Origin of the sequence: Aeromicrobium sp. Root236 (genome assembly GCF_001428805.1) — a bacterium.
Classification (GTDB): Bacteria; Actinomycetota; Actinomycetes; order Propionibacteriales; family Nocardioidaceae; genus Aeromicrobium.
In genome coordinates this window covers 3,256,057-3,282,107 of sequence record NZ_LMIS01000001.1, presented here as the reverse complement: position 1 = coordinate 3,282,107, position 26,051 = coordinate 3,256,057, and the positions used below count along the sequence as shown (strand labels likewise).

At 69.8% G+C, this 26,051-nt stretch carries 27 protein-coding genes; 11 read left to right on the top strand and 16 right to left on the bottom strand.

Features of this window, described 5'->3' with window-relative positions; genetic code table 11:
- Positions 1-2 precede the first annotated feature (2 nt).
- Both ASE12_RS16440 and ASE12_RS16435 read left to right on the top strand, forming a co-directional pair.
- Positions 3-470: an adenylyltransferase/cytidyltransferase family protein gene (locus ASE12_RS16440; protein WP_056402998.1), complete on the top strand. Its 468-nt coding sequence runs from the start codon at positions 3-5 to the stop codon at positions 468-470.
- On the top strand, positions 467-1,771 hold the full coding sequence (locus ASE12_RS16435; protein ID WP_056402993.1) for a bifunctional dTDP-4-dehydrorhamnose 3,5-epimerase family protein/NAD(P)-dependent oxidoreductase: 1,305 nt from the start codon (positions 467-469) through the stop codon (positions 1,769-1,771). The genes ASE12_RS16440 and ASE12_RS16435 overlap by 4 nt, the downstream gene beginning before the upstream one ends.
- On the opposite strand, the gene pdxH is transcribed toward ASE12_RS16435, so the two are convergent.
- Complete coding sequence (gene pdxH, locus ASE12_RS16430) at positions 1,768-2,412, bottom strand: pyridoxamine 5'-phosphate oxidase (protein WP_056402990.1); 645 nt, start codon at positions 2,410-2,412, stop codon at positions 1,768-1,770. The two genes, ASE12_RS16435 and pdxH, sit on opposite strands and share 4 nt — an antisense overlap.
- 36 nt (positions 2,413-2,448) lie before the next feature.
- Between pdxH and ASE12_RS16425 the strand changes: the two genes are divergently transcribed.
- On the top strand, positions 2,449-3,555 hold the full coding sequence (locus ASE12_RS16425) for a citrate synthase 2 (protein ID WP_056402989.1): 1,107 nt from the start codon (positions 2,449-2,451) through the stop codon (positions 3,553-3,555).
- A 124-nt stretch (positions 3,556-3,679) separates the two neighbouring features.
- Here ASE12_RS16425 and ASE12_RS16420 read toward each other — a convergent pair whose 3' ends face one another.
- Positions 3,680-4,489, bottom strand: a complete 810-nt coding sequence (locus ASE12_RS16420) for an ABC transporter permease (RefSeq protein WP_056402986.1) — start codon at positions 4,487-4,489, stop codon at positions 3,680-3,682.
- Positions 4,486-5,448, bottom strand: coding sequence for an ABC transporter ATP-binding protein (locus tag ASE12_RS16415; protein WP_056402984.1), 963 nt, complete (start codon positions 5,446-5,448; stop codon positions 4,486-4,488). The genes ASE12_RS16420 and ASE12_RS16415 overlap by 4 nt, the downstream gene beginning before the upstream one ends.
- 92 nt (positions 5,449-5,540) lie before the next feature.
- On the opposite strand from ASE12_RS16415, the gene ASE12_RS16410 reads away from it, so the two are divergent.
- Positions 5,541-6,323 carry a TetR/AcrR family transcriptional regulator gene (locus ASE12_RS16410; protein ID WP_200955043.1) on the top strand — a complete coding sequence of 261 codons (783 nt, stop codon included), beginning with the start codon at positions 5,541-5,543 and terminating at the stop codon, positions 6,321-6,323.
- Here the strand turns inward: ASE12_RS16410 and ASE12_RS16405 are convergent.
- Positions 6,320-6,904, bottom strand: coding sequence for a hypothetical protein (locus ASE12_RS16405; protein ID WP_157413016.1), 585 nt, complete (start codon positions 6,902-6,904; stop codon positions 6,320-6,322). The two genes, ASE12_RS16410 and ASE12_RS16405, sit on opposite strands and share 4 nt — an antisense overlap.
- Here ASE12_RS16405 and ASE12_RS16400 point away from each other — a divergent pair.
- From ASE12_RS16400 to ASE12_RS16390, 3 genes are all read left to right on the top strand, one after another.
- Entirely contained in the window at positions 6,903-7,187 is a 285-nt protein-coding gene (locus tag ASE12_RS16400; RefSeq protein WP_056402979.1) for a DUF4287 domain-containing protein, read from the top strand. The two genes, ASE12_RS16405 and ASE12_RS16400, sit on opposite strands and share 2 nt — an antisense overlap.
- 24 nt (positions 7,188-7,211) lie before the next feature.
- On the top strand, positions 7,212-8,135 hold the full coding sequence (locus tag ASE12_RS16395; protein WP_157413014.1) for a hypothetical protein: 924 nt from the start codon (positions 7,212-7,214) through the stop codon (positions 8,133-8,135).
- A gap of 316 nt (positions 8,136-8,451) precedes the next feature.
- A complete protein-coding gene (locus tag ASE12_RS16390; protein WP_056402977.1) occupies positions 8,452-9,096 on the top strand; it encodes an NADPH-dependent F420 reductase in 645 nt (214 codons plus the stop codon).
- Positions 9,097-9,099: 3 nt separating this feature from the next.
- Here ASE12_RS16390 and ASE12_RS16385 read toward each other — a convergent pair whose 3' ends face one another.
- The gene (locus ASE12_RS16385; protein ID WP_056402974.1) at positions 9,100-9,891 is read right to left on the bottom strand and encodes a transglutaminase family protein; all 792 of its coding nucleotides are present in this window, start codon (positions 9,889-9,891) and stop codon (positions 9,100-9,102) included.
- Positions 9,892-9,934: 43 nt separating this feature from the next.
- On the opposite strand from ASE12_RS16385, the gene ASE12_RS16380 reads away from it, so the two are divergent.
- A complete protein-coding gene (locus ASE12_RS16380; RefSeq protein WP_157413013.1) occupies positions 9,935-11,266 on the top strand; it encodes a hypothetical protein in 1,332 nt (443 codons plus the stop codon).
- Between the two features lie 13 nt (positions 11,267-11,279).
- On the opposite strand, the gene meaB is transcribed toward ASE12_RS16380, so the two are convergent.
- From meaB to ASE12_RS16365, 3 genes are read right to left on the bottom strand one after another with little or no spacing between them, the layout of a single operon-like run.
- Entirely contained in the window at positions 11,280-12,251 is a 972-nt protein-coding gene (gene meaB, locus ASE12_RS16375) for a methylmalonyl Co-A mutase-associated GTPase MeaB (protein ID WP_056402969.1), read from the bottom strand.
- Positions 12,251-14,431 carry a methylmalonyl-CoA mutase gene (gene scpA / locus ASE12_RS16370; protein WP_056402966.1) on the bottom strand — a complete coding sequence of 727 codons (2,181 nt, stop codon included), beginning with the start codon at positions 14,429-14,431 and terminating at the stop codon, positions 12,251-12,253. The genes meaB and scpA overlap by 1 nt, the downstream gene beginning before the upstream one ends.
- Positions 14,428-16,233, bottom strand: a complete 1,806-nt coding sequence (locus ASE12_RS16365) for a methylmalonyl-CoA mutase family protein (protein ID WP_056402962.1) — start codon at positions 16,231-16,233, stop codon at positions 14,428-14,430. The genes scpA and ASE12_RS16365 overlap by 4 nt, the downstream gene beginning before the upstream one ends.
- Positions 16,234-16,333: 100 nt before the next feature.
- Between ASE12_RS16365 and serC the strand changes: the two genes are divergently transcribed.
- The gene (serC, locus tag ASE12_RS16360; RefSeq protein WP_056402959.1) at positions 16,334-17,440 is read left to right on the top strand and encodes a phosphoserine transaminase; all 1,107 of its coding nucleotides are present in this window, start codon (positions 16,334-16,336) and stop codon (positions 17,438-17,440) included.
- 86 nt (positions 17,441-17,526) lie between these two features.
- Here the strand turns inward: serC and ASE12_RS16355 are convergent, their stop codons facing one another.
- The 3 genes from ASE12_RS16355 to ASE12_RS16345 form a co-directional block, all read right to left on the bottom strand.
- Positions 17,527-18,045: a gamma carbonic anhydrase family protein gene (locus ASE12_RS16355; protein ID WP_056402956.1), complete on the bottom strand. Its 519-nt coding sequence runs from the start codon at positions 18,043-18,045 to the stop codon at positions 17,527-17,529.
- Positions 18,046-18,067: 22 nt separating this feature from the next.
- Positions 18,068-19,516 carry an NCS2 family permease gene (locus ASE12_RS16350; RefSeq protein ID WP_056402952.1) on the bottom strand — a complete coding sequence of 483 codons (1,449 nt, stop codon included), beginning with the start codon at positions 19,514-19,516 and terminating at the stop codon, positions 18,068-18,070.
- A 70-nt stretch (positions 19,517-19,586) separates the two neighbouring features.
- Positions 19,587-20,606: a hypothetical protein gene (locus ASE12_RS16345; protein WP_056402950.1), complete on the bottom strand. Its 1,020-nt coding sequence runs from the start codon at positions 20,604-20,606 to the stop codon at positions 19,587-19,589.
- Between the two features lie 59 nt (positions 20,607-20,665).
- Between ASE12_RS16345 and ASE12_RS16340 the strand changes: the two genes are divergently transcribed.
- The gene (locus tag ASE12_RS16340) at positions 20,666-21,073 is read left to right on the top strand and encodes a DUF2530 domain-containing protein (protein ID WP_235508934.1); all 408 of its coding nucleotides are present in this window, start codon (positions 20,666-20,668) and stop codon (positions 21,071-21,073) included.
- Positions 21,074-21,083: 10 nt separating this feature from the next.
- Here ASE12_RS16340 and ASE12_RS16335 read toward each other — a convergent pair whose 3' ends face one another.
- Positions 21,084-21,830, bottom strand: coding sequence for a DUF3027 domain-containing protein (locus tag ASE12_RS16335; RefSeq protein ID WP_056402947.1), 747 nt, complete (start codon positions 21,828-21,830; stop codon positions 21,084-21,086).
- 61 nt (positions 21,831-21,891) lie between these two features.
- On the opposite strand from ASE12_RS16335, the gene ASE12_RS16330 reads away from it, so the two are divergent.
- On the top strand, positions 21,892-23,367 hold the full coding sequence (locus tag ASE12_RS16330) for an MFS transporter (RefSeq protein ID WP_235508933.1): 1,476 nt from the start codon (positions 21,892-21,894) through the stop codon (positions 23,365-23,367).
- Here ASE12_RS16330 and ASE12_RS16325 read toward each other — a convergent pair.
- From ASE12_RS16325 to ASE12_RS16310, 4 genes are read right to left on the bottom strand one after another with little or no spacing between them, the layout of a single operon-like run.
- On the bottom strand, positions 23,287-24,162 hold the full coding sequence (locus tag ASE12_RS16325) for an AEC family transporter (protein WP_255355484.1): 876 nt from the start codon (positions 24,160-24,162) through the stop codon (positions 23,287-23,289). The two genes, ASE12_RS16330 and ASE12_RS16325, sit on opposite strands and share 81 nt — an antisense overlap.
- A 38-nt stretch (positions 24,163-24,200) precedes the next feature.
- Complete coding sequence (locus ASE12_RS16320) at positions 24,201-24,596, bottom strand: cold-shock protein (protein ID WP_056402941.1); 396 nt, start codon at positions 24,594-24,596, stop codon at positions 24,201-24,203.
- A 43-nt stretch (positions 24,597-24,639) separates the two neighbouring features.
- A complete protein-coding gene (locus ASE12_RS16315; protein ID WP_056402937.1) occupies positions 24,640-25,659 on the bottom strand; it encodes a YihY/virulence factor BrkB family protein in 1,020 nt (339 codons plus the stop codon).
- Complete coding sequence (locus ASE12_RS16310; RefSeq protein ID WP_235508932.1) at positions 25,656-26,033, bottom strand: type II toxin-antitoxin system PemK/MazF family toxin; 378 nt, start codon at positions 26,031-26,033, stop codon at positions 25,656-25,658. The genes ASE12_RS16315 and ASE12_RS16310 overlap by 4 nt, the downstream gene beginning before the upstream one ends.
- Positions 26,034-26,051: the final 18 nt, after the last annotated feature.

Genomic DNA, 26,051 nt, shown 5'->3' with positions numbered 1-26,051 from the left:
CCATGACCACGGTGCTGACCTACGGCACGTTCGACCTGTTCCACATCGGCCACCTCAACCTCATCAACCGCCTGGCGGAGATGGGTGACCGCCTGATCATCGCGGTGTCGACCGACGAGTTCAACGCCGGCAAGGGCAAGACGTCGGTCGTCTCCTACGAGGACCGGGCCAGCATCATCAGCAGCATCAAGGGCGTCGACCTCGTGATCCCCGAGACCTCGTGGGAGCAGAAGGCCCGCGACATCAAGGAGCACGACGTCGACATCTTCGCCATCGGCGAGGACTGGACCGGCAAGTTCGACGAGCTCAAGGAGCTGTGCGAGGTCGTCTACCTGCCCCGCACGGACGGCATCTCCAGCACCGAGATCAAGCAGATGCTCCGCGTCCTCGACCCCAAGCACATCACCGAGATGCAGGACGCCCTCGCAGTGATGAGCCGCCTGCTCGAGCACTACCGCGACCTGACGTGAGCGTCGAGCACACGCCGATCCCCGGGCTGCTGGTCGTACGCCTGGCGGTGCACGCCGACGGCCGCGGCTGGTTCAAGGAGAACTGGCAGCGCGCCAAGATGCTCGAGGCAGGACTGCCCGACTTCGGCCCGGTGCAGCACAACGTTGCGTTCAACACCTCGGCCGGCACGACGCGCGGCATCCACGCCGAGCCGTGGGACAAGCTCGTGTCGGTCGCCACCGGTCGCGTGTTCGCCGCCTGGGTCGACCTGCGGGCCGGCGACACGTTCGGCGCCACCCACACGGCGGAGCTCGACCCGGCGACGGCGGTGTTCGTCCCCCGTGGCGTCGCCAACAGCTACCAGACGCTCGAGGACGCCACGGCGTACTCCTATCTCGTCAACGCGCACTGGAGCCCCGACGCCGAGTACGCCAACCTCAACCTCGCCGACGAGACCGTCAACATCGCCTGGCCCCTGCCCCTCGTCGAGATCTCGGACAAGGATCGCGACCACCCACGCCTCGCCGATGTCGTCCCGGTGCCGCCGCGACGCACCGTGATCCTCGGCGCCGACGGCCAGCTGGGTCGCGCGCTCCGTGACGTCCTGCCCGATGCCCTCGCACTGACCCGGGCCGACCTCGACCTCGCGGACCCGTCGACGTACGACCGGGTGCGCTGGGACGACGTCGACACGATCATCAACGCCGCCGCCTACACCGCGGTCGATGCCGCCGAGACCCCGGAGGGCAGGCGCGAGGCCTGGGCGGTCAACGTCACAGCGGTCGCCGCGCTCGCCCGGATCGCGATCCAGCACCGGCTCACGCTCGTGACGATCTCGTCGGACTACGTCTTCGACGGCAGCGAGCCCGAGCACACCGTCGACGAGCCGGTGTCGCCTTTGGGTGTCTACGGACAGACCAAGGCCGCCGGTGAGGCGGTGACCTCGACGGTCCCCCAGCACTACGTCGTACGGACCAGCTGGGTCGTCGGCGACGGCGCCAACTTCGTCGCCACGATGCAGCGGCTCGCCCGCGACGGCGTACGCCCGCAGGTCGTCGACGACCAGCTCGGCCGGCTCACCACGGCCGCGGAGCTCGCGGCCGGGATCGTCGAGCTGCTGACGTCCCGTGCCCCGTACGGCATCCACCACATCACCGGTGGGGGCGAGCCTCGGTCCTGGGCCGACATCGCCCGCGAGGTGTTCGTCGCCGAGGGCCGTAGCGCCGACGACGTCATCGGGGTGTCGACCGAGTCCTACGGCGCCGACAAGCAGCTCGCGCCGCGCCCGAGGCACAGCACCCTGGCACCGCGTACGCCCTAGGGCGCGAGCCGGTCGCGGCGCCAGCCGTCGCCCTGGCGGAGGTAGCGGAGCCGGTCGTGCAGGCGGTTCTGCCGGCCCTGCCAGAACTCGATCGACTCCAGTGCGATTCGGTAGCCGCCCCAGACGGGCGGGCGCACGACGTCCTGCCCGTCGAAGACCCGCTCGACCTCGGCCACACGCCGCTCCAGCACCTCGCGGCTCGCTACGGGGCGCGACTGCGGCGATGCGACAGCGCCCACCTGTGAACCACGGGGTCGCGAGCCGAAGTAGGCGTCGGACTCCGCCTCGTCGATCCGGGTCACCCCGCCCTCGACGCGCACCTGACGCTGCAGCGGATGCCACAGCATCACCGCCGCGGCCCGCGGGTTGGCCTCGAGCTCCGCGCCCTTGCGCGACTCGTAGCCCGTGAAGAACGTCAGCCCGCGATCGTCCAACCCCTTGAGCAGCACGATGCGCACCGATGGCCGGCCATCGGAGGTCGCCGTCGCGAGCGCCATGGCGTTGGGCTCGTGCAGGCCGGCGTCGATCGCCTCGTTGAGCCAACGACCCAGCAGCGCCAGAGGATCGTCGCCGGCGGCCGCCTCGTCGAGGCCTTCCCGGGCGTACTCCTCGCGCATCCGCGCCAAATCAGGGGTCTCCATGACTCAACGGTAACCACGCAAGGCAGAATGCAAGGTATGACTGAAGTGCACCACGGACTTGAAGGCGTCGTAGCGTTCGAGAGCGAGATCGCCGAACCCGACAAGGAAGGGTCCGCACTGCGCTATCGCGGTGTCGACATCGACGACCTCGTCGGCCGCGTGCCGTTCGAGAAGATCTGGGGCCTGCTGGTCGACGGAGCGTACGAGCCGGGCCTGCCGCCCGCCGAGCCGTTCCCGATCCCGGTCCATTCCGGCGACATCCGCGCCGACGTACAGAGCGCGATCGCGCTGACCGCCCCCGCCTGGGGCATGAAGCAGCTCTACGACATCGACGATGTCCAAGCCCGTGAGGACCTTGCCCGCGCCGCGGTCATGGTCCTTTCGTATGTCGCACAGGCCGCGCGTGGTGTCGGCCAGCCGATGGTGTCGCAGTCCGAGATCGACAAGTGCTCGACGATAACCGAGCGCTTCCTGACCCGCTGGCGCGGCGAGGTCAACCCCAACCACGCCAAGGCCATCGACGCCTACTGGGTGTCGGCCGCCGAGCACGGCATGAACGCCTCCACCTTCACCGCCCGCGTCATCGCCTCGACGGGCGCCGACGCCGCTGCTGCCCTGTCCGGAGCCGTCGGCGCGATGTCCGGCCCGCTGCACGGTGGCGCCCCGGCGCGCGTCCTCACGATGATCGAGGAAGTCGAGAAGTCCGGCGACGCCACGGCGTACGTCAAGGGCCTGCTCGACAGCGGTGAGCGCCTGATGGGCTTCGGCCACCGCGTCTACCGAGCCGAGGACCCCCGCGCGCGCACCCTGCGTCGTACGGCCAAGGAGCTCAACGCTCCCCGCGCCGAGGTCGCCGTCGCGCTCGAGGAGGCTGCCCTCAAGGAGCTCCGCGAACGCCGTCCCGACCGAGTGCTCGAGACCAACGTCGAGTTCTGGGCCGCGATCGTCCTCGACTACGCCGAGGTCCCGCCGCACATGTTCACCGCGATGTTCACGTCGGCCCGCACGGCCGGCTGGAGCGCGCACATTCTCGAGCAGAAGCGCACGGGTCGACTGATCCGTCCCTCCGCGATCTACACCGGCCCCGCCAGCCGCAAGGCCGACGAGGTCGAGGGCTGGGATGACGCTTGGGCGAACGCGTAGGAGCTCTCTGGACGGTGCGATCGGGGCGGTGACGTGGTAGCCCATCCCGTCAGCGAGCGGTGCGCGAGTCGCCCCTCCGACTTCGGGAAAGCCAACTCACGCACCGCCGCTGGCGGCGTTCTGACTACAGGACGGTCTTGGTGACGGTGCGGACGCCGACCCACAGGCCGACGGCGGAGGTCACGATCGCGGCGATGATGCCGTAGACCACCGCGCTGTCGTCGAACGTGCCGGAGAACAGCACGCGCTCGGCGTCGACGATGTACGTCAGCGGGTTGACCTTCGACAGGGCCTGCATCCAGTCCGGTCCGGTCTCGAGCGGCAGCATCATGCCCGACAGGATCAGCAGCGGGAACAGCAAGGACTGCTGCACCGCCCAGAACGCCCACTCGTTCTTGCGCGTCGCGATCGCCAGGGAGTACGACAGCGCACCGACACCGACACCGAAGACTCCCAGGATCAGCAGGCCCACCACGATGTGCGCCGGGAACAGGTCGAAGCCGAACGGCACCGCGACCAACGTGATGATCACGGCCTGGATCACCAGCGGCGTCAGCTCCTTAAGCGCACGCCCGATCAGGAGTGCGGGGCGAGCGAGCGGCGTCGCCAGGATCCGCTCGAACGCACCGGTCATGATCTCGAATTGCAGGTTGGCGCCCGTCATGGACGTGCCGAACATCGTGATCATCACGACCACGCCGGGCAGGAAGAACTGCAGGGTCGAGCCGAAGCCCAGCCCGTCATCGGCCACGCCGGCCAGCAGGGGCGCGAACAGCCCGAGGAACACGAGCGGCTGGACCAGCGAGAAGACCAACGAGAACGGGTCGCGCAGGATCGTGAGGGTCTCACGCAGCCACACGGACGTGATGTCGCCCAGCAGCGATCGGTGGGCGATGCGTGCCGACGTGGCGGCGGAATCGAGGATGGTGCTCATGCTTCTGCTCCTTCGCGCAGGCTGCGTCCGGTGAGGTTGAGGAAGACGTCGTCGAGGGTGGGTTGCTTGAGCGTCGCCGCCTTGACGGCCACGCCCTTGTCCCCCAGCGCGTGGAGCACGCCGGGCAGTGCGGCCGGGCCGGCGTCGACCCGGAACGAGACCGCCGTGCCACCGTCGGCCGGCGTCTCCTGGACCTCCGTGCCGGCCTGCGCGACGACCTCACGGGTCGTGGGCAGGTCGTCGGCACCGACGGTCACCGTGATGCGGTCACCGGCCTGCTCCGCCTTGAGGGCGTCGGCCGTGTCGTCGGCGATGATCCTGCCGTGGTCGATCACGACGACGCGCTCGGCCATCGTGTCGGCCTCCTCGAGGTAGTGCGTCGTGAGCACGATCGTCGTGCCGAACTCCTCGCGCAGGCGCAGGATGTGGTCCCAGAGGTTCGCCCGGTTCTGCGGGTCCATGCCGGTCGACGGCTCGTCGAGGAACAGCAGCGCCGGCTCGTGGATCAGCCCGAGTGCGATGTCGAGGCGCCGCTTCTGGCCGCCCGAGAGCGTGCTGACCTTGCGCATCTTCATGCCCTCGAGGTCCAGCGTGCCGAGCAGCTCGTCCGCCCGCTGGGTGGCCCGCTGCTTGTCGAGCCCGTAGAAGCGGCCCTGCATGAGCAGCTCGTCCCACACGCGGTAGTTGTGGCCGGCTCCGTCCTTCTGGCCGATGTAGCCGATGCGGCTGCGCACGCCCGCGGGGTCCGCGGTGACGTCGATGCCGGCGACCGTCGCCGTGCCCGAGGTCGGCGGCAGCAGGCTGGTGAGCATGCGCAAGGTCGTCGACTTGCCGGCGCCGTTGGGGCCGAGGAACGCGACGAGCTCGCCCTCGCCGACGTCCAGGTCGATCCCGCGCACCGCCTCGACGGTCTCCTTCCCGGACTCGAAGGTCCGGGTCAGCTGCTGGGTGTGAATCATGTGAGCCCCTTTTCCGTACGTCGTACTGAATTCTGTCCATTACATCATACGGTGTACGGTGTGACAAAAACGTGGCGACGAACAGGACATCGATGAACGACGAGCGGCCCGCGATCCCCGACACCGACCCGCTGACCTGGGGCACCCCTGAGGGCCGTCACATGGTCCGGTTGCTGTGGGATCCGCCGACCCCTGCCGGGCGCGGCCCCAAGCAGAAGCTGACGCTCGACCAGGTCGTCGAGGCGGGCATGGCGGTGGCGGCGTCCGGCGGCGTCGACAAGCTCTCGATGCGCAACGTCGCGGCGCAGCTCGGGGTCGGCGCGATGAGCCTCTACACGTACGTCCCAGGGCGGGACGAGCTGTTCGAGCTGATGATCGACCGCGCCTGGGCGGCCCGCAAGCTGCCCGACCGGTCCCAGCCGTGGCGCGACCAGGTGGAGTTCCACGCCCGCCAGGCCTGGGAGATGTACCAGGCCTACCCGTGGCTGATCCACGCCAACCTCTGGCGAATGCCCCTCGGCCCCCACGTCCTGGACGTGCAGGAGGACCTCTACCGGGCGGTCATGCTGACCCGGCTGCCCTACGCCGAGGTCGCCCGCGTGGCGGGGCTCGTCGAGTCCCACGTCTTCGGCGTCGCGCGGAGCATGATCACCGACACCAGCATGTCCTCGAACACCGGCGTCACGGCTGATGAGTACTGGGACTCCCGCAGCAGCTTCTGGGGCACCTACTACTCGCAGGAGCGGTTCCCCACCATGACGGCGATCTGGGAGTCCGGCGCATTCGAGCGATCGGCAGGCGACGAGATCGAGTTCGGGCTCGCCCGGCTCCTCGACGGTGTCGAGCTGCTGATCGAGAGGCTGACGACGAGCTAGCCGACGTCCCCGATCCTGAACTCCGTGCGGGCCGCGTCCGCCCACTCCTGGCGTGACTGCGGCGGAGGGACCTCGATGCCGCCCATCGCGGCCACCGCGTCGAGCTCCGCCATCAGGGCCTTCGCGAGCTTCAACGCCTGCTTCCCGACGGCCGGCCTCCCGTACGGGTCGTCGAGGCTCAGCCCCAGCACCACCGCGCCGTCCCGGGTCAACGTGACGATGGCGTCGAAGTGATTCCGGGCGCGCAGGTAGAGCGAGAAGCAGTCGTCGACCTGCAGGGCGTCGTCCCTCCGCAGCTCGGCGAGCGCCTCCCGGTCACCCTCGTGCGGGGACTCGTCGACGTACGTGCGGACGAACGCCTCGAACCGCGAGTCGCCCGGCCGGACCTGGTCGACGTACGCGTCGAGGAACGCCCGCAGGGTCGCGGCGCGATCGGCGGGCTCGACCCACACGTACGCGTCGAAGCAGGGCGGCACGACGCCCATGCTTCCATCAGCCCGGATCACTTCCGGCGCGATGTCGAAATCCGGCGCCGCCGTTCGACGTACGAGTGAGACCACCCGGACGAAGGAGAGCATCATGACGTTCCAGGCCTACCTCGACACGATCGAGGCCAAGACCGGACTCACCCGACGCGAGCTCCTCGCGCAGGCGCACCACCACGGCTACGACGCCTCGACCAAGGCCGGCGTCATCGTCGACTGGCTCAAGGCCGACCATGACCTCGGCCGCGGCCACGCCATGGCGCTGGTGCACGTGATCAAGCACGGCCCCAGGATCAGCACCAAGCATGTCGGGACGACCGGGACGCACCGCGACGAGACCGACACCCTGTGGCTCGACGGCAGGGCCACGCGACCCTGAGGCTCTGCGCCTATGCTGAGGCGCGTGAGGTCCAAGTGGATCACGGTGCTCGCGGGGGCCATCGCCGCCGTGGTGCTCATCAGCGTCGCGATCGGCCTGACGTCCCCCGACGGAACCGTCGGCGACAAGGCCGAGCCCTCGGCGACCGCGACACGTACGACACCGGGTCCGACGCCGGCGCCGAGCTCGCCCACGACGTCCGCGAAGCCGACGGAACCGGCCAGGCCGACCGCGGCGCGGGCACCGTTGAGCGTACGAGGACCGTGGCCCGGACACCCCGGCTCCGTCACCGAGGACGGCGACACCGTCGACTGGTGTCCCGCCGTCCGCACGACGGGCGCGGCCGAGGCCGAGGCCGTCTTCGGCAAGGCCGCCGTCGACAGGGCCGCATGCACTGCGGTGCGCTTCATCTTCGGCAAGCGCTACTCGCGGCTGGCGATCCCGCGCCGCTCGTACGACGCGCAGGACCTCGACTTCGTGCTCCCTGCCCTCGCGCCCTCGACCGTCGACGCGTTCCGGCCACGCATCAACGCGTTCGTCGCCTACCCCGACAGCGTGGACGTCCGCGACGAGCTCGGCCTCATCGCGTTCCGCGGGGAGGGCACCCCATCCGGCGCCGCGCACACGTCGGCAGGCGCGGGCCGGGTCTTCTACGGCAAGGCGTACTCGACGAACGGCTACCGGAACCGGGCCGTGTGGATCAACCCGACGTGGTCGAAGGTCGCGATCAGCGTCGACCGCTCGAAGGCCGAGCCGCGCATCGTGGCGACCCTCGACGCGTCCGCGGCGGTGCCGGTGTTCAACCCGGCCGAACGGCGCGACGACATGCTGACCGTGCCGACACACGCCCTGCTCTACCTCCGCCAGGACGGCGGCCAGGCCTGGAAGATCGGCGGCTGGCGCATCACCAGCGGGACGTACGACTACGCCAGGCTCACGGTGCGATGAACGCACGTGGCCGGCCATCCCCCCGAGATGGCCGGCCAATCGGCGCCCCTGCGCCGGTCGTACGACGGTCCGACCATCCCCCCGAATGGGTCGGACCTGACAACCTGTGACAATGACGCTAACCGAGTCGCGCCGTCATGTGCAGTCTTGACATTAGCGCAGAATGTAGTTAGTTAGGGCTATTCGGAACTAGTCCTTCAGAGTTACTCCCTCGAAGCTGGTCCGTCTCGACGCGGAGGCACTCCCTGCCTCCGCGTCGCAATGTCTCCACCACCCCATCGGAAATACGTACGCCTCGGCGCGGGTTGTCACCTGCATGACCACCATCGGACTCATCGGCGCCGGACACATCGGCAGCCAGCTCGCCCGCGCCGCCATCGCTCACGGACACGACGTCGTGCTGAGCAACTCGCGCGGCCCGGAGACATTGACGGACCTCATCGCCGAGCTGGGGCCGGCGGCCCGGGCCAGCACGCCTGCCGAGGCAGCGGAAGCCGCTGACATCGCGGTCGTCACGACGCCGGTCCACGCGATCGGCTCCGTCCCGGCAGCGCCGCTGGCCGGCAAGCCTGTGATCGACACCAACAACTACTACTCCCAGCGCGACGGCGTCATCGCCGAGCTCGAGGACGGCTCCCTGACCAGCTCGGAGCTCCTGCAGCGCCACCTCGCCGGCGCTCACGTCGTCAAGGCGTTCAACCACATCCAGGCGGCAGCGATCACCGCCGAGGCGCAGGACGCCGGTACGCCCGACCGTCGCGCGCTGGCCGTAGCCTCCGACGACGAGGCGGCCAAGGCGACCGTCGCGGCCTTCATCGACGAGATCGGCTTCGACGTCGTCGACCTCGGTGGGCTCGCCGAGGGCTGGCGGGTGCAGCCTGACACCCCCGGCTACGGTCCGCGACTCACTGCGGCGGAGCTGCGCGAGGCGGCCGAGGCGGCCACCCGCACGGCGGCCTGAGCCTCAGCGCAGCTGGGTCAGCTGGGCAAGGTCGTCGGTCGGCAGGGAGTCGACGACGGCCGTGACGTTCATCGACAGCAGGTCGACGCGCGCCCAGTGCTGGGAGAGGAACGCCGTCTCGGAGGCGTCCTGGCCTGTCGCGATGCGCAGGAGGCTGCCACGAGGCGCCAGCGTCGTCGCGTCGACGACCTGCCACGCGTCCTCGATGTATGCCTCGGCGACCGCGTGGAAGTCCATGGGGTAGAGCCCCGGCGCGTACACCGAGGCCAGCCGAGCGGGGACGTCGAGCGCCCTGAGGAGAGCCACGACGAGGTGGGCGTAGTCACGGCAGACGCCTTCACGCGCCAGCATCGTGGCGACCGCGCCGTCGGTCGGCTGGCTCGCGCCCGGCACGTACGAGAGGTGGGCGCCCACCCATGAGGTGACCGCGTCGAGCAGCTCCTTGCCATGGACGCCGGCGAACTCGGAGTTGGCGGTCGAGAACAACGTGTCGGACTCGCAGTAGCGGCTCGGCCGCCGGTACTCGATGAGGTCGAGCTCCTCGACGGCGGCCGGCTCGGCCTGGCCGACGACCTCGGCGGCGTAGTCGATCGTCATGTGACCGGGAGGTCCCGTGAGACGGTGCAGCCGCGTGCCGTGGCGCCCGGCGATCTCGTGCGGCTCGAGCTCGACGCCGCCGGACCGGATGGTGAACGTCTCGGTCGTGGCGTGTCCCTCGGCGACCGCGATCGAGAAGATCAGGTCTGCGTGGTCGTGAAGGTGGAGCTGCAGGTGGGCCGAGACGGATCGCTTCACCGCCCGATCGTTTCACACGGCCGACGGCGGTCATACTGGGGCGATGCGGGGGCGTGCGGGGACACTGGTGGCCGCGACGATGCTGGTCGCACTGGCCGGCTGCGGCGGGGAGCCGTACGGCGACGAGAAGCTCGAGAACGCGGTCAAGGACGTCGACCACGTCAGCTCGGTCAACGGCACGTGCAGCCAGGAGGGACTCGGAAGCTGGAGCTGTCACCCAGAGGTGAGGATGAACGGGTACGCGCTGGCCAAGGACGTTGCCGCCGCGTCGGAACGGGTCGTCGACATGCTCGACCCCGATCGCGGCGACGCGGCCACGATCACCGTCGGCCAGACCAGCGAGCGCGGCGTGGAGATCGAGCTCACCGCCAGGTCCAAGGGCACCAAGAAGATCGCCGACGCGACACGCCAGATCCTGGACCTCGAACCCGCCGTCAAGGCACAGTTCCGTGAGGACGACGGTGGATGGCTGGTCGACATGAGTCTTCAGGACGGGTCGTTCGGCACGTTCGTCTCAGATGCCCGGACGATCCTCGACGTGTCGGGCGCAGCTCGTCTCAGGTTCGACAGTCGGCAACCGGAGATCCTCGGAGAGGCCGATCGCGGCACGTGGCCGCAGACGGAGCTCGACGTTCTCGCCGCCGTGCAGGGCGCAGCGCCGGTCCTCACTGCCCGAGTCGACAACGGCTTCATGTCTGTCGTCGTCCGATCGAAGGCCGGCCAGGCCCGGAAGGCCGCCGCCCGCGTCGCCGGGTTCACCTCGATCCAGTTCGTCGACATCACAACCGACGCTGGTCTGAACCTGTACGGCCTCACCCCTCGGCAGGCAGCCACGGTGGCACCGCTCCTCCGCCAGGTCCGCCGGGAACCCGGCTTCCGCACATTCGACGTCGAGGAGGGCGGGCTCGAGATCACGACCGACACCTTGGCGCAGGCGCGAAGCATTGATCAGACGCTGCATGCCGGCTTGGCGCGCGCGCACACGACCCTGCGCGTGACCTACCGCGCGGAGGAGGACGGCATCACGGTCGAGCGCGGGCGCGACGGCGAGGCATGGCTCGACACCGCAGCCGCCCTCGCGGACGCGGGTCTCTTCGACGCCATCACGATCACCCGGGTCGACGACGGACCGCCGCAGGTCGACGTCACCGTGCGCCCTTCCGCCTCACCCCGACGCGTCGGTGTCGCGCTCGCGCGGTCGTGGCGCCCTGAGCACCCGGCGAAGTACCGCGTCGACCTTCAGGCCGGCGGCGACATCTTCTTCGACGGCGCAGAACGCATCAAGCTCAGGCCGCAGGCCGGCGGCAGCCCTGAGGACAGCCAGGCGTACGACGACGTCGTCGCAGGCTGGGCCGAAGGCCGCAAGGATCCCTAGACGCCGATCCGAGCTACGAGTCGTACGCCTCGAGGATGCGGTCTGCGGCGGTGGCCGCGGGCATCTCGCCGGACAGCACGGCCTCGCGGATCTCCGCGCGCATCGCGGCGACGCGGGGATCGGTGCGGAGCCGCTGGTCGAGCTCGTCCCGCACGAGAGCCCACGTGAAGTCGAGCTGCTGCTGGGCCCGCTTCTCGTGCAGTCCCTTGCGACCCAGGAACTCCCGGTGCCGGATGATCCGGCTCCACACCGTGTCGATCCCCGTGCCCTCGAGCGCCGAGCAGGTCAGCACGGGCGGCACCCACCCGGTGCCACCGGCGTAGACCATGCGCAACGCGCCGGCGAGATCCTTCGACGTCGCCTCGGCCTCCTGCACACGCTCACCATCGGCCTTGTTGACCGCCACGACGTCGGAGATCTCGAGGATGCCCTTCTTGATGCCCTGGAGCTGGTCGCCGGTGCGCGCGATCGTCAGGAACAGGAACGTGTCGACCATGCCGGCGACCGTGATCTCGGACTGGCCGACACCCACGGTCTCGATCAGCACGACGTCGAAGCCGGCCGCCTCGAGCACCGTCATGGCCTGGCTCGTCGCCCGGGCGACACCGCCGAGGGTGCCGGCGCTGGGCGAGGGCCGGATGTATGCGTCCGGGCTCACCGCGAGCCGGGACATGCGGGTCTTGTCGCCGAGCACGGAGCCGCCGGTGCGTACGCTCGACGGGTCGACCGCGAGCACACCGACACGGTGGCCCTCCTCGACGAGGTGCATGCCGAGCGCCTCGATGAACGTGGACTTGCCGACACCCGGCACGCCGGAGACGCCGACGCGCACCGCCCCTCCGGCATGGGGCGTCAGCAGTCCGAGCAGCTCCCGCGCCTCGGCGCGGTGATCGGCGCGACTCGACTCGATCAGCGTGATCGCGCGCGAGATCGCCGCCCGCTTGCCGACGCGGACGTCGTCGGCGAGGTCAGCGACGTCGACCATCAGTGATGAGTCGTCTGGAGCTTGTCGAGCAGGTCGAGTGCGGAGTCGGCGATGACCGTGCCGGGCAGGAACACGGCGGCCGCACCCATCTCCTTGAGCGTCGGCACGTCGTCCGGCGGGATGACGCCGCCGATGACGATCATGATGTCCGGCCGGCCCATCTCGGCCAGCGCCGTCTTGAGCGCGGGCAGCAACGTCAGGTGGCCCGCGGCGAGCGACGAGACACCGACGATGTGCACGTCGGCGTCGACCGCCTGCTGGGCGACCTCCTCCGGCGTGGAGAACAGCGGGCCGACGTCGACGTCGAAGCCCATGTCGGCGAACGCTGTCACGATGACCTTCTGGCCGCGGTCGTGCCCGTCCTGGCCCATCTTGGCAACGAGGATGCGCGGGCGACGGCCCTCGGCCTGCTCGAACGCGGCCGTGGCGTCGATGACCTTCTGGATGTTGCCACCCTGGCCGGCTTCGGTGCGGTACACACCTGAGATCGTACGGATCACGGCCTGGTGGCGCCCGTAGACCTTCTCGAGCGCGTCGGAGATCTCTCCGACGGTCGCCTTGGCGCGGGCCGCGTTGACCGCGAGCGTCAGCAGGTTGTCGTCGAGCGAGCCGTCGCTCGTCGAGCCGCGCTCCGCGCTCCTGGTGAGCGCGGCGAGGGCGGCGTCGACGTCGTCCTGGTTGCGCTCGGCGCGCAGCCGCTCGAGCTTTGCGATCTGCGAGGCGTACACGGCCTTGTTGTCGACCTTGAGCACGTCGAGCGGGTCCTCGTCGGCCAGGCGGTATGTGTTGACGCCGATGACGGCCTGCTGACCTGAGTCGATGCGCGCCTGCGTACGGGCGGCGGCTTCCTCGATGCGCATCTTGGGGATGCCGGCCTCGATCGCCTTGGACATGCCACCCGCCTTCTCGACCTCCTGGATGTGCGCCCAGGCCCGGTTGGCGAGGTCGTGCGTCAGCCGCTCGACGTAGTAGGAGCCGCCCCAGGGGTCGATGATGTCGGTCGTGCCGGACTCCTGCTGCAGGAGGAGCTGGGTGTTGCGCGCGATGCGGGCGCTGAAGTCGGTCGGCAGGGCGATCGCCTCGTCGAGGGCATTGGTGTGCAGCGACTGGGTGTGGCCCTGGGTCGCGGCCATCGCCTCGATCGCGGTGCGCCCGACGTTGTTGAACACGTCCTGCGCGGTCAGTGACCACCCCGACGTCTGGCTGTGCGTACGCAGGCTCAGCGACTTGGGGTTCTTGGGGTTGAAGTCGGCGACGAGCTGCGCCCAGAGCGCCCGGGCCGCACGGAGCTTGGCGATCTCCATGTAGAAGTTCATGCCGATCGCCCAGAAGAAGCTCAGCCGCGGGGCGAACGCATCGATGTCGAGGCCGACGTCGAGGCCGGCGCGGATGTACTCGACGCCGTCGGCCAACGTGTAGGCGAGCTCGAGGTCGTTCGTCGCCCCGGCCTCCTGGATGTGATAGCCGGAGATCGAGATCGAGTTGAAGCGCGGCATCTTCTGCGCGGTGTAGGCGAAGATGTCCGAGATGATCCGCATCGACGGTGCCGGCGGATAGATGTAGGTGTTGCGGACCATGAACTCCTTGAGGATGTCGTTCTGGATGGTCCCGGAGAGCTTCTCGGGCGGCACGCCCTGCTCCTCCGCGGCGACGATGTAGAGCGCCAGCACCGGCAGCACGGCACCGTTCATCGTCATCGACACGCTCATCTCGTCGAGCGGGATGCCCTCGAACAGTTTGCGGGTGTCGTAGATCGAGTCGATCGCGACACCGGCCATGCCGACGTCGCCGACGACGCGGGGGTTGTCGGAGTCGTAGCCGCGGTGCGTCGCCAGGTCGAACGCGACACTGAGCCCCTTCTGCCCGGCGGCGAGGTTGCGCCGGTAGAACGCGTTGGACTCCTCGGCGGTGGAGAACCCGGCGTACTGGCGGATCGTCCACGGCTGCGTCGTGTACATCGCCGGGTAGGGGCCGCGCAGGAACGGCGTGAGGCCGGGGTAGGTGTCGAGCGCGTCGACGCCCTCGAGGTCCGCGGCGGTGTAGAGCCCCTCGATGTCGATGCCCTCCGGCGCCGTCCACGGCTCGGCGCCGTCGGTGGCGCGCGCGTACGTGTCGGCGTCCGGCTCGTACGGCTGCTCGGGATCCAAGGGGAGCCCGGCGAAGCTCTCGGGAACGGTCATGCCTGCAGCTCCTGTCGGATCGAGCGGAGGAAGGCGAGGGCGTCCAGCCCGGCCGCGGCGGTCACGTCGGCGCCGATCTCTGCCTTGCCGGCCACCACCACGTACGTCGCTCCGGCCTCGCGCAGCGCGGTGACCAGCTCCGCACCCCACACCTCGTACGCCTTGTCGTTGCCGACCAGGCAGACCGTCGTGGGCTGGCCGGCCTCGGCGTATGCCGTGAGGACGTCGTCGACGCCTTCGGTCGGCCCGGCGACGACGGTGTCGATGCCGCCGGCGGCCAGCAGGTTGGCGGCGAACGTGCCGCGAGCGGTGTAGGCCGCGACGGTGCCCATCGACGCCAGGAAGACCGGCTTCGACGCAGGCTCGTCCCGCAGCGCCTCGTACTCGCCGGCGTAGCGGTGCACCTCGACGGCGTGGCCGTACGGTCGGCGCTCGGGGAGCTCCTCGTGCAGGTTGGGGAACTCCGAGACGCCGGTGATGGGCCGCTTGCGCTTGGCGATGTCGAGCGCGCGCGCCGAGACGGTCCGGTCGATGCCTTCACGCAGGAAGTCGAGCGCCTCGACGAGTCCGCCCCGCTCCTCGATCTCGCCGAACAGCGCCCACGCCGCACGGGCGAGGTCGTCGGTGAGCTTCTCGACGGCGTGCGCGCCACCGGCCGGGTCGGCGACCGCGGCGACGTGCGACTCGCTGATCAGGAGGCTCGAGGTGTTGCGGGCGATCCGGCGGCTGAACGCCTCGGGCAGTCCCAGTGGCTCGTCGAACGGCAGCACCGTGACCGAGGCAGCACCGCCGACGCCTGCGGCGAACGCGGCGACTGTGGTGCGGAGCATGTTCACGTAGGGGTCGTACTTCGCCATCATCGGCCGCGACGTCACGGCGTGCTGCAGCTGGCCGGCCGCGGCGCTCGTGACCCCGCTCAGCTCGGCGACCCGGTTCCACAGGCGCCGGGCGGCGCGGAGCTTGGCGATCGTGGGGAACTGCTCGTCCGCGGCGGCGTAGCGGAAGTCGATCAGCGCTGCGGCCTCCCCCACCTCGATGCCCGCGGCGACGAGCGCGCGGAGATAAGTGGCGCCCGCGGCCAGTGAGTAGGCGAGCTCCTGGACGTCGGAGGCGCCGGCATCGTGCACCGCCGTGGCATCGACCGTGGCGGCGCGCACGCCCCGCGGCTGCGCCAACGCGGCGACCTCGGTCACGATGCCGAGGTCGGTCACGCCCTGGCCACGGATCGCCGCTCCGAGCGGGTCGGCACCGAGGGACGTACCGGGGGCTGCCGTGACTCCCTTGTCGTCGAGCACTGCTGCGAGGGCGCGGGCCGCCTCGACGGGCGCGGCCGGCGCGTCGAGGACGACCGCGGCGAGGTCGAGGAAGACCGGTTCGAGGATCGTGGCGAGCGCGTCGACGGGGATCGCTCCGCCACCGACGGTGAGCCACAGGGAGTTGACACCGTTCTCGAGGTCCGTGACGACGTCCTTGGCGGTGCGGTCTGCGTCAGGGTCGGCGAACCAGGCGCGTACGTCCCAGCCCTCGAGCTCGCTCGTCGCGACGCTGCCGCGGGTGAACGGCGCCTGACCGGGCAGGCCACCGTCCGGCAGCTCGCGGGTCAGCGACGGCGTGCCGAGGGGGGTGACCGTGATGCCGTCGAGGGTCGTGGTGGCGAGCTTGCCCCAGACGTCGCTGTCGGGTGCGTCGTCCGCGAGCTTGCGTGCCTTGCGGAGCACCGCGGCGGTCGCCTGTTCCCACTCGTCCTGCGTGTGCTCGAGCCCCTTGGACAGGGGGACATCGACCGATCCGTCAGAGGCCATACGGGGCATCGTACGAATTGACGGTGATACCAGCCACTCAATGTGACATATGTGACGAGGGTGTTACACGCCCCACCACCGCCCCTGCGAGAATCAGGACGTGAAGATTCCTGCGGAGCTGCTGCCCGGGGACGGACGCTTCGGGTCCGGCCCGTCGAAGGTACGCGTCGAGGCGCTCGACGCCCTGGCCGCGACCGGGACCTCCCTCATGGGCACGTCGCACCGGCAGACACCGGTGCGCAACCTCGTCGGCAGCCTCCGCGAGGGACTGGCCGAGCTCTTCGCGCTGCCCGACGGCCACGAGGTCGTGCTGGGGGTCGGCGGCTCGCACGCGTTCTTCGACGCCGCGATGTTCGGGCTGATCCGCGACCGCAGCCAGCACCTGGTGCACGGGGAGTTCACCCGCAAGTTCGCCACCGCCGTGCAGCGCGCCCCGTTCCTCGCCGAGCCCCACGTGCTCGAGAGCGAGTTCACGACGCACCCCGTGCCGGTCGCCGAGCCGGGCGTCGACGCGTACGCCTGGGCGCACAACGAGACGTCGACGGGCGTCATGGTGCCGGTCGACCGCGTGGCCGGTGCGGACGATGGTGCGCTCATGCTGATCGACGCGACCTCGGGCGCCGGTGGCCTGCCGATCGACGTGGCGCAGACCGATGCGTACTACTTCGCGCCCCAGAAGACCTTCGCCGCCGACGGCGGGCTGTGGGTCGCCCTGATGTCGCCGGCGGCGATCGAGCGCGCCGAGGAGATCAAGGCGAGCGGCCGGCACATCCCCGGGTTCCTCGACCTGCCGACCGCGATCGACAACTCCCGCAAGAACCAGACCTACAACACCCCGGCCCTGGCGACGCTGTTCCTGATCGACGACCAGGTGCGCTGGATGCTCGCGCAGGGCGGGCTCGACTGGGCGGTCAAGCGTACGACCGACTCGTCGACGCGGCTCTACGAGTGGGCCGAGGCGTCGGCGTACGCCACCCCGTTCGTCACCGATCCCGCAGACCGCTCGCTCGTCGTCGGGACGATCGACCTCGAGGGTGTCGACGCCGCAGCCGTCACCGAGGCGTTGCGCGAGAACGGCGTCGTCGACGTCTCCGGCTATCGCGGCCTCGGCCGCAACCAGCTGCGCATCGCGATGTTCCCCGCGATCGAGCCCGACGACATCACCCAGCTGACCAAGAGCATCGACTACGTCGTCGAGCAGCTCTGATCAACGGTTCTTGAGCTTGTCGAAAGGACGTCACCCGCGCGTGTGCGAGGGCGTCCTTTCGACAGGCTCAAGGACCGGGGGCTGCGTCAGATGACCTCGGCACCCTTGCGGTGCAGCTCGCGGTGCTCCTCGTAGATCTCCGCGTTGTGGTGCAGCTTGGCGACCTCGTCGTCGGTCAGCTCGCGGCGAACCTTGCCCGGCACGCCCGCGACCAGTGACCGGGGCGGGATCTCGACGCCCTCGGAGATCAGCGCGCCGGCCGCGATCAGCGACTCGTCGCCGACCACCGCGCCGTTCATGATGATCGCGCCCATGCCGACGAGCACGTGGTCGCCGATCGTGGCGCCGTGGATCACCGCCCCGTGACCCACCGACACCCCCTCGCCGAGGCGTACGGGCCGGCCCTTGTCGACGTGGAACGCACAGTTGTCCTGCACGTTCGACCGGGCGCCGATCGTGATCGGCTCGTTGTCGGCACGCAGCACGGCGCCGTACCAGATGCTGGCGCCGTCCTCGATCACGACGGACCCGGCGAGGGTCGCATTGGGTGCGACCCACGCCGTGTCCGCCACGCGTGGGGCCTGGTCTCCGAGTGCGATGAGCATGTGCCCAACGTACCTACGGCGTTCAGCCCACCCAGTTGGTGATCGGGTCGATCGCGAAGTAGACCACGAACAGGATGCCGATGAGCCACATCAGTGGGTGGATCGCGGCGACCTTGCCCTTGACGAGCTTGATCACGACGTACGCGATGAAGCCCGCGCCGATGCCGGCGGTGATCGAGTACGTGAACGGCATCAGCACGATCGTCAGGAACGCCGGGATGGCGATCTCGTCGTCGTTCCAGGCGATGTCCTTGACCTGACTCATCATCAGGAAGCCGACGAGCACGAGCGCCGGCACCGCGGCCTCGTTGGGGATGTGCTCGACGAGCGGCACCGCGAGCGTCGACAGCAGGAACAGCACGCCCGTGACGACCGAGGCGAGGCCCGTACGAGCGCCGTCGCCGACGCCTGAGGCCGACTCGATGTACGACGTGTTGCTCGAGATGCCGGCCGCGCCACCTGCAGCAGCGGCGATCGAGTCGACGACGAGGATCTTCTGCGCACCGACCGGGGTGCCGTCGTCGTCGTTGAGCCCGCCCTCGGCGCCGATCGCGGTCATCGTGCCCATCGTGTCGAAGAAGTCGGCGAGCAGGAGGGTGAAGACGAGCAGCGCCGCGGTCACGACACCGGCGCGCTCGAAGCCGTTGAACAGGTTGAAGTCACCGAGGAGCGAGAAGTCCGGCTTGGCGAACACCTTGTCGGGCCACTCGGGGCTGTTGAGGTTCCAGCCCTTGGGGTTGACGACCTTGCCGTTGACGACGCTGGGGCCGACATCGGTGATCGCCTGGACGATGATCGCGAGGATGCTCGTGGCGACGATGCCGATCAGGATCGCGCCGGGAACGCCACGCGAGTGCAGCGCGATCATCAGCAGCAGTCCGGCGATGAAGACCAGCACGGGCCAGCCCTCGAGGTGTCCGCCGATGCCGAGCTGGATCGGCGGGGCGCCGATGCCGGTCGTACGCACGAAGCCGGCGTCGACCAGGCCGATCAGCGTGATGAACAGGCCGATGCCCACGGCGATGGCGGTCTTGAGCTGTCGCGGCACGGCGTCGAACACCGCTTTTCGGAACCCGGTGAGCACCAGCAGCAGGATGATCAGGCCCTCGAGGACCACGAGCCCCATCGCGTCGGCCCAGGTCATCTGCGACGCGACCGAGAACGCCACGAACGCGTTGAGGCCGAGTCCCGTCGCGAGCGCCAGCGGGAAGTTGGCGACGACGCCCATGAGGATCGTCAGGAGACCCGCCACGAGTGCGGTCACCGCGGCGATCGTGGCGAAGCCCGAGCCGGGGGTGGAGCCACCGCCGAGGAACTTGCCGTCCTCGTCAGCGACGCCCGCGAGGATGATCGGGTTGAGCACGACGATGTAGGCCATCGTCAGGAACGTGACGACGCCTCCGCGTACCTCCCGCCCGATCGAGGACCCGCGCTGACTGATCTTGAAGTACTGCTCGAGCGTGCTGGTCATGGCACTCCTGGTCGGGATGGACACGTCGGTCGCAAGGGAGCATGCCAGACCCCTTCGCCCCGCGGGAAGACTAGGTCCGTTTGGTGGCCGCGGAGGCGATCGCGGCGAGGAGCGCGACCCCGCCGACCGCCCAGATCCACATGCTGCCCGCGAAGCCGTTGCCGTCCTGATCGCCGCTTTCCTTGGACGTCGCCGTGCCAGTGCTCTTGTCCTTCGCGGGCTTCGTGGTCGGCTTCTCGGCCGGCGTCCTCGGCAGCGTCAACGGGATCCGGATCAGCGCGGAGTCGGCGCCCTCGCTGCCGATCAGGAACGACTTCTGGCTGCGCTCGATGGCGATCGACTCACCCTGCGGCTGGGGCGGGGTCGACGCCGAGCGGATCTGCTTCCACGTCCTCGCGTCGTACAGGTGGACGTCGCTGTACGTCCGCAGGAGCGCGAAGCGGCCGTTCGCCGACATCACGCCGTCGGTCACCACCGCCGGCATCTCGTGGCCCGTCGCCTTGGCGACGTTCGCCCGGTTCGCGACGAGCTTGCTCGGCAGGGCGAGCAGCTCACCGGCGAACAAGCCCTTGGTGACGACGCCCTTCGCGCCCGTGCGGGGGTTGATCAGCAGGGTCTCGACGTCCGCCGGCCCGTCGGGGTACGTCAGCGGGTAGCGCGTCGCGGCGACCGAGTGGTCGCCCGGTCCGGGCTCGGGCAGGGCGTACAGGGCGACGTCCGTCCGCCGTTCCTGGTTGTCGCCGGTGTCGGCCACCCAGAGCACGCCGTCACCGTCGATCGCGATGGCCTCGGTGTCGATCGGGGTGTTGTCCGTGATCGTGGTCGTCCCCACGACGGCGCCGGTGGAGATCTTGATGGCGAACACGATCGGCGCGTTGCCCGAGTCGTTGATCGTGTAGGCCAGGTCGTCGTGCTTGACGCTGATCGCCAGCCCGCTCGACTCGGTGATCCTCGCGTCGGTCATCCGGCTGACGACATCGGGACCCGCCTCGGCGCCATCGGCCCGGCGAGCCAGCGAGCTCACGAGCACGACGACCAGCAAGGCGATGAGGAGGCCCGGTATCAGCAGGCGACGGTGGCGCGGATTCATTGCAGGATCAGCATGACAGCACCCGAAACGTCAGGAGCGTGCGGCGGTAGGGTGAGCGGGTGAGTAGTGACGACGAGTGGGTCATCCGTCAGGGCGACGGACCCGAGACGATTGAGCGCAAGATGGGGCATCGTGAGATCGCCCGGCTCGAGCGTGCCGCTCGTCGTCACGAGTTCGGCCGGCCGGACCTCACCGAGCTCGAGATCGGCAGCAAGACCCACCGCGTCGCCGAGGTCGAGCCCATGGACGTCGACGGCGTCCGCACCATGACGGTCGGCACGATCGTCTGGGGCGTCATCGCGATCGCCCTGCTGCCGTTCCTCGGCACCCTCGACGAGAACGGCCGCACCTGGTGGTTGTGGACCGCGCTCGCGGGCTTCGGACTGGGCCTGATCGGCATCGAGTACTGCCGCCGGCGCCGCAACGCCCTGCGCATGCAGCCGGGCCGTCGCCGCCGCGTCGACTAGAACCTCCGAGCTAGAAGGAGTCGACCTCGTCGACGCCGACGGTGTCGAACACCGGCGGCGGCAGCGCCTGCGCGCTCGCCGAGCGGCTCAGCCGGGCGCCCGAGTGGGCTCCGCAACCGTGGTCGAACGAGACGACCTTGCCGTCGTCGTTGGCCATGCCGTTGGCACAGACGCCGAAGCGGTCCGACAGCGGACCGGCGAGGCTGACCATGAAGCCGCACGAGTGGCACACGCCGGAGGCCTGCTGGGCGATCGCGGCGTCGGGGCCCTGCTCGCCCTCCTGCCAGCGGTCGGCGGCGAGCTCGCGGCCCTCGATCGAGAGCACCCACTCGCGGCCGAGACCGACCTCACGGGCGAAGAAGCGGTCGGGCGTCTGCTCCTCGCCGTCGCCGGCGCTCCACGACGGGACGAGGCGGATGTCGTCCTCGTCGGGAGGCAGCACGTCGCCCGGGCTGAGGTCGCCGGGCCGGATGCGCTCCTTGTAGGGAGTCCACGGCGGCGCGATGATCGCGTCGTCACCGGGCAGCAGGACCACGTCGTTGATCGTGACGCGATCGCTGTCGGGCGCGCGGGACACGCTGACCGACCAGTACCAGCCCTGGTAGCCGGGCTTGGTGCACAGGAACTGGTGCGAGACGAGACGCTCGCCGTCCTCGACGGCGCGCACGTGATCGCCGACGGTTCCGGCGTCAGCGGCCTCGTCGACGGCCGCACGGGCAACGTCGACAGCGGCGGCAAGCTGCTCATCGATGGGCATTCACCCATTGTCGCCCATGTCCGGACGGCCGCGGCTCGCGGGGTGAGGCAGGATAGACGGCGTGGACGGGTACGGAGACGAGGACGACCGGGGGCTCGATCCGACGCGCGTCGAGCCGCCCGAGCAGTCACGCCTGAGCCGCTCCGCGCAGATCGCCGGCCGGGTGTCCTCCGGCACCGCGAGGTTGGTCGCCAGGGGCAGCACGTCCGCCTTCACGGCCTCGCGGCGATTCACGCACTCCGGCGGCGCCGGCGAGAGCGGGCTGTCGCGGCTCCTCGAGCTGCACGCGTTCAACACCGCCGGTGACGCCGCCTTCGCCATCTCGCTGGCCGGCACGCTGTTCTTCACGGTGCCGACCGGCGAGGCCACTGGCCAGGTCACCCTGTTCCTCGTCCTCACGATGCTGCCGTTCGCGGTCGTCGCGCCGTTGATCGGCCCGTTCCTCGACCGCTTCCGCCGCGGCCGCCGCTGGGCCATCGGCGCGACGCTCGCCATCCGCGCGTTCTGCTGCTGGGTGCTGGCCGGCGCCATCTCGTCCGACAACCCTCCGCCGTCGTTCTACTTCGCGGCGCTCGGCTGCCTCGTGGCCTCCAAGGCGTACGGCGTGACCCGTGCCTCGGCCGTGCCCCGCCTGCTGCCTGCGGAGTTCACGCTCGTGAAGGCCAACTCGCGGATCTCGCTGACCGGCACCGGAGCCGCGGCCATCTCGGCTCCGCTGGCCGGCGGCGCAGCGGCGATCGGCGCGGAGTGGGCCGTCCGCTACGCCGCCCTGCTGTTCGTCGTCGGCACGATCCTTGCGATCCTGCTCCCCGCCCGGGTCGACTCGAGCGAGGGTGAGGAGCAGGTCGATCTCTCCAAGATCGCGACCGGTGCGGCCAAGAAGGGCATCAGCATCTCGCGCGACGTCGTCAACGCCCTGCGCAGCAACTCGGGCCTGCGGCTGCTGTCGGGGTTCCTGACGATCTTCATGGCGTTCACGCTGCGCGATCCCCCGGACTCGATGGGCTGGCACGGCAACGCGACGGTCCTGCTCGGCCTGGTGATCGGTGGCGCCGGTGCCGGCAACACGGTCGGCACGCTGATCGCGTCGTTGACCAAGTCGCGGCGCCCCGAACGCGTCGTCATCGCGGTCCTCGTGCTCGACGTCGCCGTCGTCGTGACGGTCGCCGTGTTCTTCACGTGGTGGACGGCTGTCGTCCTCGGTCTCACGGTCGGCCTGTGCCAGTCGCTCGGCAAGCTGAGCCTCGACGCCCTGATCCAGCGCGACGTGGCCGAGCGCGTCCGGACGAGCATGTTCGCGCGGTCCGAGACGCTGCTGCAGCTGTCGTGGGTCATCGGCGGCCTGATCGGCATCGGCCTGTTCACGCTCGACGCCACACCGCGGGTCGGCCTGCTGGTGACGGCCGTCATCCTCGTCGCCTGGCTCGTGTTCGTGCTCAACCGCGCCAAGGGCAAGTCAGGCGAGGACGGCCGCCAGACCGAACAGCACGGGTATCGAGAGCAGCGTGGTGACCGCGACACTGTCCCGGGCCAGTAGCTCCGACCGCTGGAAACGCGACGCGTAGACGAACACGTTCTGGGCGGTCGGCAGCGCCGCCATGACGGTCAGGCCGAACACCTCGTGGGCGTCGAGCCCGAACGCGAAACGCGCGAGGACGTACGCGACGGTGGGCATCCAGACCAGCTTCAGCAGGGCGATGACGGCGATCTCCCGTCGGTGAGCCGTGCCGATCGCGCCGCCGAACCGCAGCGAGACGCCGTACGCCAGGAGTGCCCCGGGCACCGCGATCCCGCCGAGCAGCTTGATGGGCTCACCGACGATGTCGGGAAGGTCCACGCCGAGCACCGAGATCAGGACGCCGCACACCGCCGCGACCGAGACCGGGTTGCGTACGCCCGACAGGGCCAGGGCACCGAGCGTCGGCCGGCGGCCCGTCGCCTCCAGGTCGAGCATCGAGAGCGCCAGCGGCGCGTACACGATGAGCTGCAGCACCATGATCGGCACCGCGAACGCCGCGTCGCCGAGGACGTAGACGGCGATCGGCAGCCCGAGGTAACCGCCGTTGGCGTACGAGGCCGACAACGCGCCGACCACGATGTGCGACATCGAGCGACCACGCCGGCGGGCCACCGGCACGTAGACGACGAGCACCGCGATCACGCTGAGACCGGCGATGGCGAAGCCGACACCCAGCACGTCGGAGACGTCGGTGCGCGCCAGCAGGTCGACCAGCAGCGAGGGCGTCGCCACGAAGTAGACCAGGCGCGACAGCACCCGCTGGGAGTCGCGGTCCAGGACCCCGGCGTGAGCCAGGCCCAGTCCGAGGGCGATCAGGATCCCGATGACCCCGAAGCCCTGGATGACCCCTGTCAGAGCTCGAGCTCGCTCGCGACGGCGCGGAGCACCTGGGCCGCCGACTTGGCCTTCTTGCCGTCGGGGTGGCGACCGTGGCGGTAGCCCTCACCGATCGTGTCGAGCAGACGGATGAGGTCCTCGACGATGACCGCCATGGTCTCCGGGTCCTTGCGGCGGGCGTGCGACTGCGCGCGCGAGACCGAGGTCACCGGGTCGAGGACGCGCACTTGGAGGGCCTGGTCGCCGCGGCTGCCCTGCACGATGCCGAACTCGACGCGGGTGCCGGCCTTGAGCGTCGTGACGCCGTCGGGCAGCGCGTCGGAGCGCACGTGGACGTCCGGGCCGTCCTCCTGCGTCAGGAAGCCGAAGCCCTTGTCCGCGTCGTACCACTTCACTTTGCCCGTGGGCATGGCGATGTCCTCTGGTCGTCGGTGATCTGCTGCTGCGTCCAGCCTAGTCTGACGGCTTCGGCTCGGGCGGGGGCGGCTTCGGCGTGCGGTCCTCGAACGTGACCTCGACCGACTGGAAGCCCTTGTGGCGCTGCGACTTGGCATAGGCCGCGTACGCCTTCTGGTCGGCCTTGGTCAGGATCACGTTGTCGGTGAACGGGGTCAGCAGCGCGCGCGGGTAGAGGTGCCGCCGCAGGACGACGTTCACCTCCAGGCCGAGCACGACCATGACGGCGGCGATGAAGATGAACGCGATCAGGCCGAGGACCACGGCGAACGTGCCGTTCATCTGGTTGTCCTTGGCCTTGAGGATGACCTCGCTGACGTACGTGGTGCCGATCCACTGCAGCCCCTGCCAGAGGAGCGACGTGACGACCGCGCCGGGGAACACCGAACGCCAGCCGGCGCGGCCGTGGCTGATCAGCCGGAACACGCTGACGAAGATCACCACGGTGAGCATGAAACCGACCAGGCGGATGAGCCATCGCAGGGTCGACTCGAGGTTGGGCCCGAGAGCATCCGGGTTCGCGAACACCGAGGTGGCGATCGCGAGCGCGAGGATGCCGGCTCCGCTGATCGCCAGGAACAGGATGCTGCGCAGGCGCAGGATGATCGGGTTCGCCCGGCTGTTGCGGGGCACGGACCAGGCGATGTTGGCCGCGTTCTGGATCGCCTGGCCCAGGCCCATGGCGCCGTAGAGCGCGACGACCGAGCCGATCACGATCGTCGTCGCGCTGCCCGTGATCCCCTTGGGCTCGCCGAGCTGCGTGCCGATGATCGGGAACTGGCTGAGCGCGGAGTTGAGCAGCTGGTCGCGGAGGTCGGGATTGTCCTGCAGCACGAACCCCAGGATCGACGAGCCCAGCAGCAGCAGCGGGAAGATCGCGATGAACGCGTAATAGGCGATGATCGCCGCGAGATAGGGGCCCTGGTCGTCGAAGTACTTGTAGACGACCGCGATCGGGAAGCTGACCACCCGGTGCTTGCGCTGGAAGGCGTCGACCGGGCCGATGCGCGGGGTCATGGCACGTACGGCGCCAGCGCCGCGGCGACCGCGTTGAAGCGTGCCTCGTCGAGGACGGCACCCTCACGGCGCACGGCCGTGGGGTCGATCGTGAGGAACCGGTTGAGCCGAACCTCGCTGGGCCGTCCGGCGGGATCCCAAGGGCCGCTGCCGACGTCGAACCAGAACCGGCCCTCCTCGGCTTCCTGCGCCAGGTCGCGATCGTGGTCCTTCGAGGTCATGGGGACCGCGACGAGGCTCTCGCCCTGTCGGGCCACGATCAGGACCGGCCGGTCCTTGCCCTGCGCCGGGTCGTCCTCGTAGGGGACCCACGTCCACACGACCTCACCCGGGTCTGGCCGCCCGTCGGGGTGCGGGTCGTACGCGATGTCCACGCGGTCAGCCTGCCACAG

Coding starts and splice junctions, on each gene's coding strand:
- ASE12_RS16335 (WP_056402947.1), bottom strand. CDS start 21,830: ATGCCCATCGATGAGCAGCTTGCCGCCGCTGTCGACGTTGCCCGTGCG.
- ASE12_RS16355 (WP_056402956.1), bottom strand. CDS start 18,045: ATGCTCATCGCACTCGGAGACCAGGCCCCACGCGTGGCGGACACGGCG.
- meaB (WP_056402969.1), bottom strand. CDS start 12,251: ATGGTCGACGTCGCTGACCTCGCCGACGACGTCCGCGTCGGCAAGCGG.
- ASE12_RS16425 (WP_056402989.1), top strand. CDS start 2,449: ATGACTGAAGTGCACCACGGACTTGAAGGCGTCGTAGCGTTCGAGAGC.
- ASE12_RS16410 (WP_200955043.1), top strand. CDS start 5,541: ATGAACGACGAGCGGCCCGCGATCCCCGACACCGACCCGCTGACCTGG.
- ASE12_RS16320 (WP_056402941.1), bottom strand. CDS start 24,596: ATGCCCACGGGCAAAGTGAAGTGGTACGACGCGGACAAGGGCTTCGGC.
- ASE12_RS16315 (WP_056402937.1), bottom strand. CDS start 25,659: ATGACCCCGCGCATCGGCCCGGTCGACGCCTTCCAGCGCAAGCACCGG.
- ASE12_RS16350 (WP_056402952.1), bottom strand. CDS start 19,516: ATGACCAGCACGCTCGAGCAGTACTTCAAGATCAGTCAGCGCGGGTCC.
- ASE12_RS16415 (WP_056402984.1), bottom strand. CDS start 5,448: ATGATTCACACCCAGCAGCTGACCCGGACCTTCGAGTCCGGGAAGGAG.
- scpA (WP_056402966.1), bottom strand. CDS start 14,431: ATGACCGTTCCCGAGAGCTTCGCCGGGCTCCCCTTGGATCCCGAGCAG.
- ASE12_RS16365 (WP_056402962.1), bottom strand. CDS start 16,233: ATGGCCTCTGACGGATCGGTCGATGTCCCCCTGTCCAAGGGGCTCGAG.
- ASE12_RS16380 (WP_157413013.1), top strand. CDS start 9,935: ATGCGGGGGCGTGCGGGGACACTGGTGGCCGCGACGATGCTGGTCGCA.
- ASE12_RS16400 (WP_056402979.1), top strand. CDS start 6,903: ATGACGTTCCAGGCCTACCTCGACACGATCGAGGCCAAGACCGGACTC.
- ASE12_RS16345 (WP_056402950.1), bottom strand. CDS start 20,606: ATGAATCCGCGCCACCGTCGCCTGCTGATACCGGGCCTCCTCATCGCC.
- ASE12_RS16390 (WP_056402977.1), top strand. CDS start 8,452: ATGACCACCATCGGACTCATCGGCGCCGGACACATCGGCAGCCAGCTC.
- ASE12_RS16440 (WP_056402998.1), top strand. CDS start 3: ATGACCACGGTGCTGACCTACGGCACGTTCGACCTGTTCCACATCGGC.
- ASE12_RS16420 (WP_056402986.1), bottom strand. CDS start 4,489: ATGAGCACCATCCTCGATTCCGCCGCCACGTCGGCACGCATCGCCCAC.
- pdxH (WP_056402990.1), bottom strand. CDS start 2,412: ATGGAGACCCCTGATTTGGCGCGGATGCGCGAGGAGTACGCCCGGGAA.
- ASE12_RS16405 (WP_157413016.1), bottom strand. CDS start 6,904: ATGATGCTCTCCTTCGTCCGGGTGGTCTCACTCGTACGTCGAACGGCG.